Here is a 14,211-nt window from a genome sequence, read left to right as displayed (position 1 = left end):
CCAATGGCAGGTTTTGATAAAGTAGTTACAAGTTATAGCGAAGCAATGGCTGGCCTTGAAGATGGCATGACAGTGATAGCCGGTGGATTTGGCTTATGCGGTATTCCTGAAGGCTTGATTGCGCAAATTAAACGTCAAGGCACCCGAGATTTAACCGTGGTATCGAATAACTGTGGTGTTGATGGTTTTGGTTTAGGGGTGCTACTTGAAGACAAGCAAATCAGCAAGATGGTTGCCTCTTACGTTGGTGAAAACGCGTTATTTGAGCAGCAACTATTAAATGGTGAACTAGAAGTTGAGCTGACACCGCAAGGCACCTTAGCTGAAAAAATGCGTGCTGGCGGCGCGGGTATTCCTGCATTTTATACCGCAACGGGTGTCGGTACACCGGTGGCTGACGGTAAAGAAACCCGCAATATTAATGGTCGTGACTATTTATTGGAGCCAAGCATTACTGGCGACTTTGCGATAGTTAAAGCGTGGAAAGCAGATCGTTATGGTAACTGCATTTATCGTCATACGGCGATGAACTTTAATCCGATGGCAGCAACCGCTGGCAAAATTACGGTTCTTGAAGTTGAAGAAATTGTTGAGCCAGGGGAGCTAGAGCCAAGCCAAATTCACACGCCGGGTATCTATATTGACCGAGTGATTAAAGGTGAATTTGAAAAGCGCATCGAGAAAGTTACCACTAAGCAAGAGAATCAATAAGGAGCACGCTGATGGCATTATCACGAGAACAAATCGCTAAACGCGTGGCGATGGAACTACAGGATGGTTACTACGTTAACTTAGGTATAGGTATTCCAACCTTGGTCGCTAATTATGTCCCTGATGGCATCGAAGTGATGCTGCAATCAGAAAATGGTTTACTCGGTATGGGGCCATACCCAAGTGCAGAACAAGTTGATGCTGATATGATCAACGCAGGTAAAGAAACGGTCACCGCTGCAACGGGGGCGGCTATATTTAGCTCCGCAGAAAGCTTTGCCATGATCCGCGGCGGCCACGTTGATTTAACCGTGCTGGGCGCGTTTGAAGTAGACCAAAACGGCAACATAGCCAGTTGGATGATCCCGAAAAAGCTGGTTAAAGGGATGGGCGGTGCGATGGATTTAGTGGCCGGTGCTAAAAACATTATTTGTACCATGACCCATGCCAACAAGCATGGTGAATCAAAACTGCTGACCGAATGTAGTTTGCCGTTAACGGGCGTTGGTTGTATCAATAAAGTGATCACCGATTTGGCACTTTTAGAAATTAAAGACGGTGCATTTCATTTATTAGAGCGTGCTCCGGGTGTTTCGGTTGATGAGATTATTGCTAAAACACAGGGCAAGCTGATTGTATCTGGTGACGTTCCTGAGATGACTTTTAGCTAGTTTTGCGACTTTTAAGCAGCTAATTTGCCTAGATTTTATACTAACCCCCAGTAATGTGCTTTTTGTTCATGAGTTTTATGAACAAAAAGCCATTTATCACCATCAATGCAACTTACCCCCTAAACATTTCGTTAATCTATCGTTAACACTATGCTCCAAACCAGATCGCCGTTTGCAGTAGGCCGATCAACGACAACAAATAATTATAATCTGGTGTGGAGTAATTCATGAAAGCAAGTAACACACAGCTCGCTTTAGCCGTTGCAGCGGCGTTAGCAAGTACATCAGCATTCGCACAAAGCGACACTGAACAACTACAGCAACAACTCGATGCACTTCAAAAAGAAGTGGATTCATTAAAAACATCTAGCGGCTTCAACCTAGAATTTGGTGGTCGCGTGCAACTTGATTACAACTATTTCGACGGTGCTTACAATGCCGACAATGATGGCGCTGGAGGCAGCGACTTCTTCCCACGTCGTATCCGTACTTATGTTGAAAGTGAACATGGTAACTGGGATCACAAATTACTACTCGAATTTTCTGAAGGCTCGGCTGAAATCGTGTTAGCGCGGGTACGTTATGCATTCGACAACGGCTTAAAAGTAAAAGCCGGTAAAATCCGTGAAGACATGTCGCTCAATGCGCTAACCAGTTCTAAACACATTAATACCATTGAGCGTAGCACCCTTGCTAACACCTTCTCGCCTTTCTTCCGCTGGGGTATCTCGGCTTATCAATACTTTAAAGATTCAGGCTTGCGTTACGCCGTGGGTGTTTACAAAAACGATGCGTTTGGTGCATCGGGCCATGACGAAAATGACAAACTGACATTGGCTGTAACAGGTCGCTTAACTTGGTCAAGTGCAGCGCCGGGTGATGTGATTCATTTAGGTGCTTGGCACTCTTATCGTGATATGGGCGGCAATGACTTAAGCGCTCGTTTTGCCCGTGGTGAAGTGCGTGAAACCAATGTTCGCTTAGTCGATTACGCAGTCGGAGGTGAAACCGCAGCGCTAAATAGCATGTCGCAAAGCGGTCTTGAATTTGCCTACCAAGCGAATGCATTCACTCTAGAGGCTGAATATGCCAGCCGTTACCTCGATACGGTTGATAGTAGCAACGAACTTGATGGTGAGCGTTTTGATGGCTTTCATGTTTCGGCGAGTTATTTCTTAGGCGGTGAGCAGCGCCGTTACAAAGCAGGCTCAGCATTATTTGTACAACCAAAAGGGATTAAAGATGCATGGGAGCTGGTTGCACGTGTGTCACAAATGAACGCCAGCAGCAAACAGCAAGGTACCGATGTAACCACTTATACATTAGGCACATCATATTACCTAAGCAGCGATATCAAATTTATGGGCAACCTGATTTACAGCGATGTTGATGGTGCCGGTGCTTCTACGCTGGTAGGTGATGAAGATTCAGGTATGGGCATCAGTGCTCGTATGCAGTACTTATTTTAGGAGTCGTGCATTATGACTATGTTTAAATCATTAAAAAGATCTGTTTTAGCAGCTTCATTATTAGTAGCCAGCCCATTGGCATTGGCAAACTTACACTTTTTGGTACCAGGTGGCCCAGGCGGCGGTTGGGATACCACAGCACGTGGTGTTGGTGAAGCAATGGTAAAAGCGGGCATTGAAGATAATGCATCGTTTCAGAATATGTCGGGCGGCGGCGGTGGCCGTGCAATTGCTTACTTGATTGAGTCGGGCACTAAAAAAGGCGATATGTTGATGGTTAACTCAACGCCTATCGTTCTGCGCGCATTATCAGGCAAAATTCCTTACAGCTATCGCGATTTAACACCAGTTGCCAGCATGATTGCTGATTATGGTGCATTTGTGGTGCGCAATGACTCGCCATTTAAAACATGGCAAGACGTTATTGATGCCATGAAAAAAGACCCAGGTTCTGTAAAAGTCGCGGGTGGTTCTGCGCGTGGCAGCATGGATCACTTAGTGGCAGCACAAGCGGTGAAAGCGGCGGGTCTGGATGGTCGTCGTTTACGTTACATTCCTTACGATGCCGGTGGTAAAGCGAAAGCAGGTTTATTGTCGGGTGAGGTTAACTTACTTTCAACAGGGTTAAGTGAAGCACTCGAAGTCGCTAATGGTGGTCAGGCACGTATTTTAGCGGTGACTTCTGCAGATAAATTGCCAGATTACCCAGCAATTCCAACCTTAAAGTCGCTAGGTTACGACATGGAGTTCGTAAACTGGCGCGGCTTTTTTGCAACCCCAGATTTACCAGCAGACAAACTAGCCGAGTACACAGAAAAGCTACGTAAGCTACAACAAACTCCTGAGTGGGAAGCGGTTCGTGCTCGTAATGGTTGGCTAAATCTATTTCAAGAAAAAGAAGCGTTTATTAAATCGCTTGAACAGCAAGAAGCGCAATTACGCGTTGTAATGAAAGAACTTGGTTTTATCCGAGGCTAAGGTTAGACGATGTTAAACCGTGAACTAATAGGACCAAGTTTATTCTTGGTCCTCTTTACCCTCTACGCCCTTGTGGCTTGGCAAATTCCACTTATGCCATTTGAAGAGTACGAAAGCGTTACTTCTGCAACCTTACCAAAAGTGTATGCAGTATTCGGTATCGTGGTGTGTGTACTATCGATTGGTGCCAACTTATTAAAGCAAGCGCCTGCAGAAAAAGCAGAGCTACTCAGTAAGGGCAACTTACTACGTACCTTTGCACTGTTGGTTTTAATGGTTGCTTATAGCGCCATGCTTGAACCGTTCGGCTTTTTAATTGCCACCAGTGCCTTTTTAATTACGGGCTTTTTTATCATGGGCGAACGCCGTAAGGCAGTGTTGTTGTTTGCTTCTGTGCCTGTGGCCGTGGTTTTTTGGTTTTTAATGACACAAGTACTGGGCATTTACTTAGTACCTGGCAATCTGTGGAGTTAAGTTATGCTTGATGGAATTATGTTAGGTTTGTCGACCGTACTCGACTGGAACAACTTGTTATATGTGATCGTTGGCTGCTTTGTTGGCACGTTCATTGGTATGCTACCCGGTCTTGGTCCAATTACTGCAATTGCGTTGATGATCCCGATCACTTACAGCATCGGTGCTGATTCGGGCATGATTTTAATGGCCGGTGTTTACTACGGGGCTATATTCGGTGGCTCTACTTCTTCTATTTTGATTAATGCGCCGGGTGTAGCGGGGACAGTAGCGTCATCGTTTGATGGTTACCCACTAGCAAAACAAGGTAAGGCTGGTAAAGCCCTTGCGATTGCAGCTTATTCATCCTTTATAGGTGGGACGATTGGCGCCATTTTATTGATGGTGGCTGCGCCATTATTAGCGAAAGTGTCATTAAGTTTTCAGTCGCCTGATTATGTTGTACTGATGTTTTTAGGCTTAACGGCTATCGCTGCGTTCTCTAATAAAGGGCAATTTTTAAAAGCCATGATGATGACGGTATTTGGTTTAATGCTGGCAACGGTAGGTATTGATCCCTCTTCAGGTACCGAGCGCTTTACTTTTGGCCAAGCTGATTTATTAGATGGTATTAGTTTTTTATTAGTAGCAATGGCAACGTTTGCGTTGGCTGAGGCGCTGATTAATGTGGCGCGCCCAGAAGCTGAGCCAGATAAAAAAATTGACGATCCTGATACGCCAAAAATTGGTTCAACAAAACTGACTAAAGAAGAAGTAAAAGATATGGCTCCTGTGGTTGGCCGCTCATCTTTACTTGGCTTTATAGTCGGTGTTTTACCGGGCGCAGGGGCAACCATTGCCAGCTTTATGGCCTATGCTACTGAGCGTAACCTTGCTCCAAAAGCGCTGAAAGATAAATTTGGTAAGGGTTCGATGCGTGGCTTAGCGGCACCCGAGTCGGCTAATAATGCAGCTTGTACTGGCTCATTTGTACCACTACTGACTTTAGGTATTCCAGGCTCTGGTACAACAGCTATTATGCTAGGTGCATTAATTGCCTACGGTATTCAGCCGGGCCCTATGTTAATGCAAGAAAACCCAAGCGTGTTTTGGGCTGTCATTGTCAGTATGTACTTTGGCAATATTGTACTGCTGATTTTGAATCTGCCGTTGATCCCATATTTCGCTAAAGTGTTGGCAATGCCTAAATCTGTGCTGACAGTGATGATTTTATTCTTCAGCTTAATTGGTGTGTATTTAGTGTCATTTAACACCTTTGATTTATTTATGATGGTGGGCTTTGCGCTGGTGGCCTTGGTGCTTCGATTGTTAGCTTTCCCGATGGCACCTTTATTACTTGGCTTTATCCTCGGTGATATGATTGAGCGAAACTTCCGCCGTGCCATGATGATTTCAGATGGTTCGCTGAGCTTTTTATGGGACCGCCCATTAACACTGAGTATTTTTGTGATTTCGATCTTAGTGTTGTTGTTCCCACTGAAAGACTATATTGTCCAACGTCGTAAAGAAAAAGCAGCTACGCAAGCAGAGCAACATGCGTAGAACAAGGCACTGATATGAGATACACCAATAAGCTAAACCCATTTCAGCATATGGTTAAAAAACCTAAGCGCTTAGAAACGCGACTCATTATTTGGGTTACTGGTCTATGTGTTTTACAGGCTGTGTTGTTTGGCGCATTGGTGTATCAGATCACTGCAGAAAGCTTACATAACCACATGGGTGATAAAGCGCTTGCGCTCGCAACCAGTATTGCCTCACGGGATGACGTACAAAGCGCATTGCAAACCAAGCAAGGGCTTGATGAGTTAAATACGCAAATTGAGCATATTCGTGAACTCACCGCTGCCAGCTTTATCGTAATTGGCGATAAAAATACTCGCCGCATTGTTCACCCCGACTCTGACAAGCTCGGTAAGCCGATGGTGGGTGGTGATAGTAAAGCGGCGCTACGTGGTGAGCGGTATGTATCGATTGCAAAAGGGAGTTTGGGCGAGTCTATTCGTGGCAAAGTCCCTGTGCTTTCAGAGCAGGGCGAAGTCATCGGCTTGGTATCGGTTGGCTTTTTAGTGCAATCAATTGAACCGCTTATTCGTGCTCGTAGTGCTGAAATTATGCTTTGGGGTTTGTTGTTAGTCGGTTTAAGTATTTTGGCCGCGGTGTATATTGGTCAACGGGTTCGTAATGCTATTTTTGGTTTACAGCCTGATGAAATAGCAAGGTTGTTCTCGGAGCAAGATGCTATTTTGAACACTGTTCGTAGCGGCATTATTGCCCTCGATCCTGAGGGTAACGTGCGTAACTTAAACCAGCGTGCTTGCGAAATTCTCGGTAAACCGACTAGCTGTATTCATCAACCACTTAAGCTTGCAGATTTGCTTCCTGAACATAGCGAGTTTTTGATGCATAACCAACAGCGTCCGATTGTAGGTTTTGAATTGTTTGCCGCCGATAAACGCATTGTGTTGTCGCGATATGCATTGCAAGTGCAAGGTCAGGCTGATGGTATTTTGTTGAGTATGCGCCCTGCGGATGAGCTTGAATATTTATCGCAGCAATTAACTAAAGTGCAAGCCTTTGCTGAGTTATTACGAGTGCAAACGCATGATTACTCGAACAAGCTAAACTTAATTGGTGCGTTAATTCAAATGGGGCAAACGGATCAGGCAATTGAGTTAATTGGTCAAGAAAGTAAAGGCTCGCAAGCGCAGATCCATCATTTACTCGAAAGGATCCAAGATCCGGTACTGGCAGGTTTATTGGTTGGTAAATACCACAAAGCCCGCGAACTTAATGTAATTCTTGAGCTTAATCCAGATAGTTTATTAGGATCGATCACCCGTAAAGATATGCTTGAACGGGTTGTCTCGATACTTGGCAATTTGATTGATAACGCAATTGAAGCTGCTATTCGAGCTAGCGATACACGTACCCCTAAGGTTCGTGTTACGGTTGATGAAACCAGCAAAACATTATTGTTTGATGTTGAAGACAGCGGTTTTGGTTTAGGCGATGACAAGGATGTGATATTTACACCACAATACAGTTCTAAGTCAGGGGCTGAGCATGGTATCGGCCTTTATTTGGTCAAAACCAACTTAGATTCGTGTCGTGGTAGTTTAGAAATAGGTGAGTCTGATCTGATGGGGGCACGCTTAAGTGTCTACATTCCAAAATAATAAAAAATGATCAGCCTATAAATAAAAGGTAAAGAACATGACTTACTCAGTTGTCATTGTTGAAGACGAAGTTGAAGTAGCCCAATTATTGGCGCAATACTTATTACTTCCTCATGGCGTTGCTGGCCAACAAGGGGCACGGCAAACTCTACGTCAGGGGCAATATCAGGTTGTGGGTATTGCAGGCAATCTTGCCACCGCGAAAGCGCTATTATCGGCGATTAATGCCGATTTAATTTTGCTCGATATTCATTTACCCGATGGTAATGGCCTTGATTTACTTAATGAATTACGCCGCGAAGAAATGAAAAGCGAAGTAATGCTATTAACCGCAGCAAAAGAAGTAGAAACACTGGAAAAAGCCATGCAACTTGGCGCCTGTGACTTCTTAGTAAAACCATTAATGCTAAATCGCTTAGATCAAGCACTGGCGCGATTCGAAGCAAGGCAACAATGTTTGTCAGATGCCGATGAAGTAACCCAATCTATGGTCGATACTTTATTTGGATCGCAAGAACAGTTAAAAACCCCGGTCAGGTTACCAAAAGGGGTGGATCAGCTTACTTTGCAAAAGATCTTAAAAGCGTTTAAAGCGAATATTGGCACGGCTTTTACTGCTCAGCAAATGGGTGATTTAGTCGGCGTAAGCCGCTCAACAGCCCGTCGTTACCTTGAATACTTGCTTGAAGCTGAGCAAGTCAGTGCTGATCAGAGCTACGGAAGTATCGGGCGACCCGAGCGTTGTTATAAAATGACAAGTAGCTAATCACATCATTTAAATGCCAAATCAGCGCTAAATTAGCGATTTTAGTAGCATAAACTCACTGTTCGGCACGTTAAAAAGTGCCGCTTATCCTGAGCATAGAAAAATTTTATAAAATTGATTGCATTTTAAGCGACTTCGATGGTGATGTTCGCTTTAAGTAATGCTATACTCCCGCCGAATAATTTTTCGACTTTATTAAGAGTAAAATAATGGCAGATTTATCGAAGTACAGAAATATTGGTATTTTCGCCCACGTTGACGCGGGTAAAACTACCACCACTGAGCGTATCCTTAAGCTTACGGGTAAAATTCATAAGACTGGTGAGGTACACGACGGTGAGTCTACTACTGACTTCATGGAACAAGAAGCTGAGCGCGGTATTACAATCCAATCAGCAGCTGTAACTTGTGAGTGGAAAGGCCACCGCTTAAACGTTATCGATACTCCGGGACACGTTGACTTCACAGTAGAAGTATACCGTTCACTTAAAGTACTAGACGGTGGTATCGGTGTATTCTGTGGTTCTGGTGGTGTTGAGCCGCAGTCAGAAACTAACTGGCGTTATGCGAACGAATCAGAAGTTGCACGTGTAATCTTCGTAAACAAATTAGACCGTATGGGTGCTGATTTCTACCGCGTTGTAGGTCAAGTTGAGAAAGTACTAGGTGCTAACCCACTAGTTATGACTTTACCAATCGGTATCGAAGACCAATTCACTGGTGTTGTAGACGTACTTGAGAAAAAAGCATACGTTTGGGACGAGACTGGTCTTCCTGAAAACTACGAAGTACAAGACGTTCCAGCTGACATGGTAGACAAAGTTGATGAATACCATGAGATGCTTGTTGAGTCTGCTGTTGAGCAAGACGAAGACCTAATGATGGCTTACATGGAAGGTGAAGAGCCTTCTCTAGAAGACATCAAACGTTGTATCCGTAAAGGTACTCGTGATCTTGCGTTCTTCCCAACATACTGTGGTTCTGCATTCAAAAACAAAGGTATGCAGTTAGTATTAGACGCGGTTGTAGATTACCTACCTTCGCCTACAGAAGTTGACCCACAACCTCTAACTGATCCTGAAACAGGTGAGCCTACTGGTGAAGTAGCAACTGTTTCTGCAGATGAGCCACTTAAAGCGTTAGCGTTCAAAATCATGGACGACCGTTTCGGTGCACTTACGTTCATCCGTATCTACGCTGGTCGCATGAAGAAAGGTGACACAATCCTTAACTCAGCAACTGGTAAAACAGAGCGTATCGGCCGTATGGTTGAGATGCAAGCTGACGAGCGTAACGAACTTACTGAAGCACAAGCGGGTGACATCATCGCTGTTGTTGGTATGAAGAACGTTCAAACTGGTCACACTCTTTGTGATCCTAAGCACGAATGTACACTTGAAGCGATGATCTTCCCTGATCCAGTTATCTCAATCGCTGTTGCTCCTAAAGACAAAGGCGGTAACGAGAAGATGGGTATCGCGATCGGTAAGATGGTTGCAGAAGATCCTTCATTCCAAGTTGAAACTGACGAAGATTCAGGCGAAACCATCCTTAAAGGTATGGGTGAGCTTCACTTAGATATCAAAGTAGATATCCTTAAGCGTACTTACGGCGTAGACCTAGTTGTTGGTCAACCTCAGGTTGCTTACCGTGAAACTATCACGAAAGAAATCGAAGATAGCTACACGCATAAGAAACAATCTGGTGGTTCTGGTCAATTCGGTAAGATCGATTACCGCATCAAGCCAGGCGAGCAAAACTCAGGCTTCACGTTCTCTTCATCAGTTGTTGGTGGTAACGTACCTAAAGAATTCTGGCCTGCAGTTGAGAAAGGCTTCGCATCAATGATGCAAGAAGGTGTTCTAGCTGGCTTCCCAGTATTAGACGTTGAAGTTGAACTTTTCGACGGTGCTTTCCACGCAGTTGACTCATCAGCAATCGCGTTCGAAATCGCTGCTAAAGGCGCTTTCCGTCAGTCTATCCCTAAAGCGGGTGCACAACTTCTTGAGCCAATCATGAAAGTTGACGTATTCACTCCGGAAGACAACGTAGGTGACGTAATCGGTGACCTTAACCGTCGTCGTGGTATGATCAAAGACCAAGAAGCTGGCGCAATGGGCGTTCGCATCAAGGGTGATGTACCACTTTCTGAAATGTTCGGTTACATCGGCCACTTACGTACTATCACTTCTGGTCGTGGTCAGTTCTCTATGGAGTTCTCACACTACGCACCATGTCCTGCAAACGTTGCTGAAACAGTAATCGCTGCAGAAAAAGAGAAAAAAGCTGCTAAGTAATTAGCCTTTTAACTTCTTTAAAAAAACCCGCACTTGTTGCGGGTTTTTTATTGCCTAAAATAGACCGCTTATTAAATGAATTGGTGTGATACCAACCCGCAATAATACTTAATCATTTTGAGGTTTTATTGCCTCAAAATAGACAACTTAATTAAGCGGATTGGTATGAGTGGTATAAATTATAATATTTTAATTTAAATTTGTGATAAGTAAAAAGTAGCGGTTTTATAATGAGTTGCGGTCTAGTTTCTTTTTTCTAGTACAAAAGTATTTTTTTGTACCTTGTGTCCCTTTTTTAGACTCTGTAAAATAGCAATCGAATGATTCTTTAATCATTTTGTATTAAACGTCAGCTTATTATCATTAAAATTTTAAGATTCAGCCTCATGAAAACGATAAAGTTAAGTCCTAATTGGACTCTACAGGGAACCAAGATAGCGTTTGCTATTCTTGTTTTATTAAGCGTTACTTTTCTTGGAACATCGCTACTTTTGTTTCTTTTACCTATTTTGCTCTTTATAACTATTTTAAATTTCTTACAACTGCGCTTTTTACACTGTTATAAAGCGGGAATTTGTTATTCGCGTGGAATTAAAAAGCGTTATATTAACACTGAAGATATTGCTGCAGTTGAGTTCTCTCAGCTCGCATTTCTAACTATTTTTAAAGTAGATTTAGTAAATGGAAAAAGCTGCCAATTCTTTAATTGGCAAGTTAGCAATGAGCAAAAAATTGAGATTGAAAGACTCTATAAGGCAAAAGCCAACTCTAGAGTTGAATCAGTTTTAGAGTGTGAAGTATAAAAAAGGCCGCGATAAGCGGCCTTTTTACTTAATGCGGTGTCGCTTATTTTTTCATGCGACGACGAAGTGCAAATGGTAAAGCAAGTAGACTTAACCAAGCAAATGAACCAGAATCATCATCTTTTGACTCTTCTTCAGTTTCATCTTCTTCAACTTCTTCGGTTACATCATCTGCCACATCATTGGTAATGTTGATGTATAGCAGTTGTGCTTCTGATAAGTTGCCTGCGCTATCTTCTGCACGGATCATTAATGTAAGCTTGTCTTCTTCTTCAAAATCGAGCTCTTTGGCTACTGTGATTTCACCTGTAGCACTGATTGCAATCGCGTCAGCATGCTCACCTTCAATGCTAAAGCTAACGACAGGTGTATAATCAGCGTCACCATCAGAGAAAACAAGTTGACCAATCACAGCGCCTACCTCACTGTTTTCAACGATTTCGAATGATTGCTGAACTTCGATTACTGGCGCTTGTTGTTCTGGAACAGGCTCTGCAGATTGGATATCAACAATCACTGGGTCGTGATCAGATGCACGGTATGCATTGTCAGCGTAAAGGCTAGCTTGTTGTGTCGATGATTTATACTCAAGGTTGTAGTCTAGGCTGATTGGCTCATCGGCATTGATATGCCAATCCGTAGCAGCAACAACTTTAGCAAGCATAGATTCAGAGACTAGTGCGTGGTCAAGGCTACCAATGCGGCCAGAGAAGCTATAAGAATAACCTAATGTGTCGCCGTCTAGTTCAGCAACCGCACTCTTCAGACCTTTATCTGCAAATGCACGGATAGGATCTTCCATCGCGTATGCGTTCATATCGCCCACTAAGATGATATCTTCATCTTCAACTTCTGTTGGGTAAGTGGCTAACCAATCAGCATATGCATTTGCACCCGCAACACGGATTTCATTCCAACATGCTTGACCATCGCCTAAGTCAGCATTATTACCTTCAGCGCTACCACAGCCGCCTTTAGATTTTAGGTGGGCAACGGCAACAGTGAAGATTTCTTCGCTTTCAAGAGATTGGAAGCTTTGTGCAATTGGCGGGCGATTGCTGTAATCGAAAGGTTCTACTGTGGTATGAGCAGCCTTACCAACTTCAGATACTTTATTTGAGCGATAAATCAGTGCTGTCGTGATTGCATCAGTACCAATTTGGTCAACGCCGAAATCAACGAATGCGTAGGTATTTTCTGCATCTTCATCATTAAGTGCAGATACTAGGCTAGCAATGGCGCTATTTTCACCGAAACCGTCATTTTCGATTTCCATTAAGCCAATCACATCAGCATTTATAGCCGTGATTGCGCTAACTAATTTAGCTTCTTGGCGAGTAAACTCTTCTTCGCTATCTGCACCACGGCTAGTTGGGAAGCCTGCACCTTGGCCGTCGCCATTAAAGTAGTTTAATACGTTAAAGCTTGCTACACGTAGATCTGCATCTTCGTTAAGCTCTGGTGCATCTGTACGAGGGTTAGTTACAGTGAACTCAGGTTGTACTGTAGGGTGAATACGATAACGGTCGAAGCTATAACCCATCACACCGGTAATCGTATTAACAGTATCGCCTAAACGTAATGTGTTATAGGCATCAAGGCCCGTACCTGGGTAAGCAATAGGATCAAGGTTTTGCTTTGTTGAACCATCGTCGATTAAGATTTGTTTTTTCAGGTTTTCAGCTTCAACAGCATTTGCTGCATCGCCTGGAAGCGCTACTTGAGTTCCTTGGTATAAACGCTCAGTACCTAAGTCAACTTCACCATAGCGACCGAGGCCGTAGTTGTTATTAACGACTAAAGGTTGCGCGATGGTTACTAACATACCTTCGTAAGCTTCAAGGTCTGCCACGTCAGTAACTGGTAAAGTGATAGCGGTTGCATCAGTAGATAAACCTGTCGCACAGATCTCAACTTGGCTAACATCGCCTAGTTGTGTTGCGCTGTAGTATTCAGCAACGCTACCTTTAACACGCACATGGTCACCAACTGCAACGTCGGTATCTGCGAAATAAACAAATACACCTTCAGAAGTTAGTGGGTTTGTATCAACATCAGCAGCAAGTGAGCTAATGAAGAAACCTTTTAGTTGATCATCACCTTGGAAGTCAGCTGTAACAACACCTTCAACTTCTACTTCAGTGTTAATAAGCGGGCTGTCGCCGCCTTCACCTTGAATTGCGCTGATTAAGGTTTTTGCTGCACCACACTCAAGGGGAGTGACAGGTTCTGGCTCAGGCGTTGGCTCTGTGCTCTCACCATATTGACCAATATTGCTGAAATCGTCTTGGTCGAATTGCTCCCACTCATCGCTTGGGTTGAACGCAGAGGTTGCATCAGTACGGCCTGTAGTAACAGTTGCTTTACGGCGCAGTGTTTTATTTTGTGTTGAAACGCCGCCTTCATCCCATGCTGAACCTGGATCAACGCCCAGTTGACCGAAGCTATCAACAATTGCACCATCTTTAGTTAGCACTAATGCGTCATCACCGTTGAAGTAAGTGATTGTTGATTCAGTATCTGCATTGGCTTTTAACTCATCAGCAGAGCCCGCATTTACAATAACGTAGGTTGCATTTGCTGCAAGAGTACCGGTTAAAGCTAAGCTGTTATTAGGGTCTGCTAGATCGCCGTTACCATTTGAGTATAAAGAGATGGTGTAACCGTCAAGCGATAGTTCAGCACTCGATGTGTTGTATAGCTCTACCGCTTTATTGTTAGAGCTTCCTTCAACATATTCAGAGATGATTAGGTTGGCAGAAGCAGGCGCGCTCAGGCTTGCAATAACAAGCGCGAGCGGCGTTAATTTTGTATTTATCATTATTTTTCCCGTGTATGTATTATTAAAGTCCCAATATGGGAC

Annotated in this window: 11 protein-coding genes; 10 read left to right on the top strand and 1 reads right to left on the bottom strand. The window is 43.8% G+C overall.

The genetic code is table 11. The features are described from left to right. Positions 1–3 precede the first annotated feature (3 nt). The 10 genes from IMPJCBKJ_RS17110 to IMPJCBKJ_RS17065 all read left to right on the top strand — a co-directional run bounded on the left by IMPJCBKJ_RS17110 (position 4) and on the right by IMPJCBKJ_RS17065 (position 11,348). Complete coding sequence (locus IMPJCBKJ_RS17110) at positions 4–711, top strand: CoA transferase subunit A (RefSeq protein ID WP_063527828.1); 708 nt, start codon at positions 4–6, stop codon at positions 709–711. A gap of 11 nt (positions 712–722) precedes the next feature. After that, on the top strand, positions 723–1,382 hold the full coding sequence (locus IMPJCBKJ_RS17105; protein WP_166341219.1) for a 3-oxoacid CoA-transferase subunit B: 660 nt from the start codon (positions 723–725) through the stop codon (positions 1,380–1,382). Positions 1,383–1,609: 227 nt separating this feature from the next. After that, entirely contained in the window at positions 1,610–2,851 is a 1,242-nt protein-coding gene (locus IMPJCBKJ_RS17100; RefSeq protein ID WP_166341217.1) for a porin, read from the top strand. 18 nt (positions 2,852–2,869) lie between these two features. Beyond that, complete coding sequence (locus IMPJCBKJ_RS17095; RefSeq protein WP_054552553.1) at positions 2,870–3,829, top strand: tripartite tricarboxylate transporter substrate-binding protein; 960 nt, start codon at positions 2,870–2,872, stop codon at positions 3,827–3,829. Between the two features lie 9 nt (positions 3,830–3,838). Beyond that, the gene (locus IMPJCBKJ_RS17090; protein WP_054562934.1) at positions 3,839–4,303 is read left to right on the top strand and encodes a tripartite tricarboxylate transporter TctB family protein; all 465 of its coding nucleotides are present in this window, start codon (positions 3,839–3,841) and stop codon (positions 4,301–4,303) included. 3 nt (positions 4,304–4,306) lie between these two features. Further along, a complete protein-coding gene (locus tag IMPJCBKJ_RS17085) occupies positions 4,307–5,845 on the top strand; it encodes a tripartite tricarboxylate transporter permease (protein WP_054552331.1) in 1,539 nt (512 codons plus the stop codon). A 14-nt stretch (positions 5,846–5,859) separates the two neighbouring features. Beyond that, a complete protein-coding gene (locus tag IMPJCBKJ_RS17080) occupies positions 5,860–7,482 on the top strand; it encodes a sensor histidine kinase (RefSeq protein WP_166341216.1) in 1,623 nt (540 codons plus the stop codon). A gap of 37 nt (positions 7,483–7,519) precedes the next feature. Further along, positions 7,520–8,248 carry a response regulator gene (locus IMPJCBKJ_RS17075; RefSeq protein WP_166341214.1) on the top strand — a complete coding sequence of 243 codons (729 nt, stop codon included), beginning with the start codon at positions 7,520–7,522 and terminating at the stop codon, positions 8,246–8,248. A 209-nt stretch (positions 8,249–8,457) separates the two neighbouring features. Continuing rightward, a complete protein-coding gene (fusA, locus tag IMPJCBKJ_RS17070) occupies positions 8,458–10,545 on the top strand; it encodes an elongation factor G (RefSeq protein ID WP_062566304.1) in 2,088 nt (695 codons plus the stop codon). 386 nt (positions 10,546–10,931) lie between these two features. Beyond that, positions 10,932–11,348, top strand: coding sequence for a hypothetical protein (locus IMPJCBKJ_RS17065; RefSeq protein ID WP_166341212.1), 417 nt, complete (start codon positions 10,932–10,934; stop codon positions 11,346–11,348). Between the two features lie 43 nt (positions 11,349–11,391). Here IMPJCBKJ_RS17065 and IMPJCBKJ_RS17060 read toward each other — a convergent pair whose 3' ends face one another. After that, positions 11,392–14,169: an ExeM/NucH family extracellular endonuclease gene (locus tag IMPJCBKJ_RS17060; protein WP_166341210.1), complete on the bottom strand. Its 2,778-nt coding sequence runs from the start codon at positions 14,167–14,169 to the stop codon at positions 11,392–11,394. Positions 14,170–14,211: the final 42 nt, after the last annotated feature.

It is taken from the genome of Pseudoalteromonas sp. MB47 (genome assembly GCF_011319765.1).
In the GTDB taxonomy this organism is placed as follows: domain Bacteria; phylum Pseudomonadota; class Gammaproteobacteria; order Enterobacterales; family Alteromonadaceae; genus Pseudoalteromonas; species Pseudoalteromonas simplex.
This window is presented reverse-complemented; position numbering and strand designations above follow the sequence as displayed.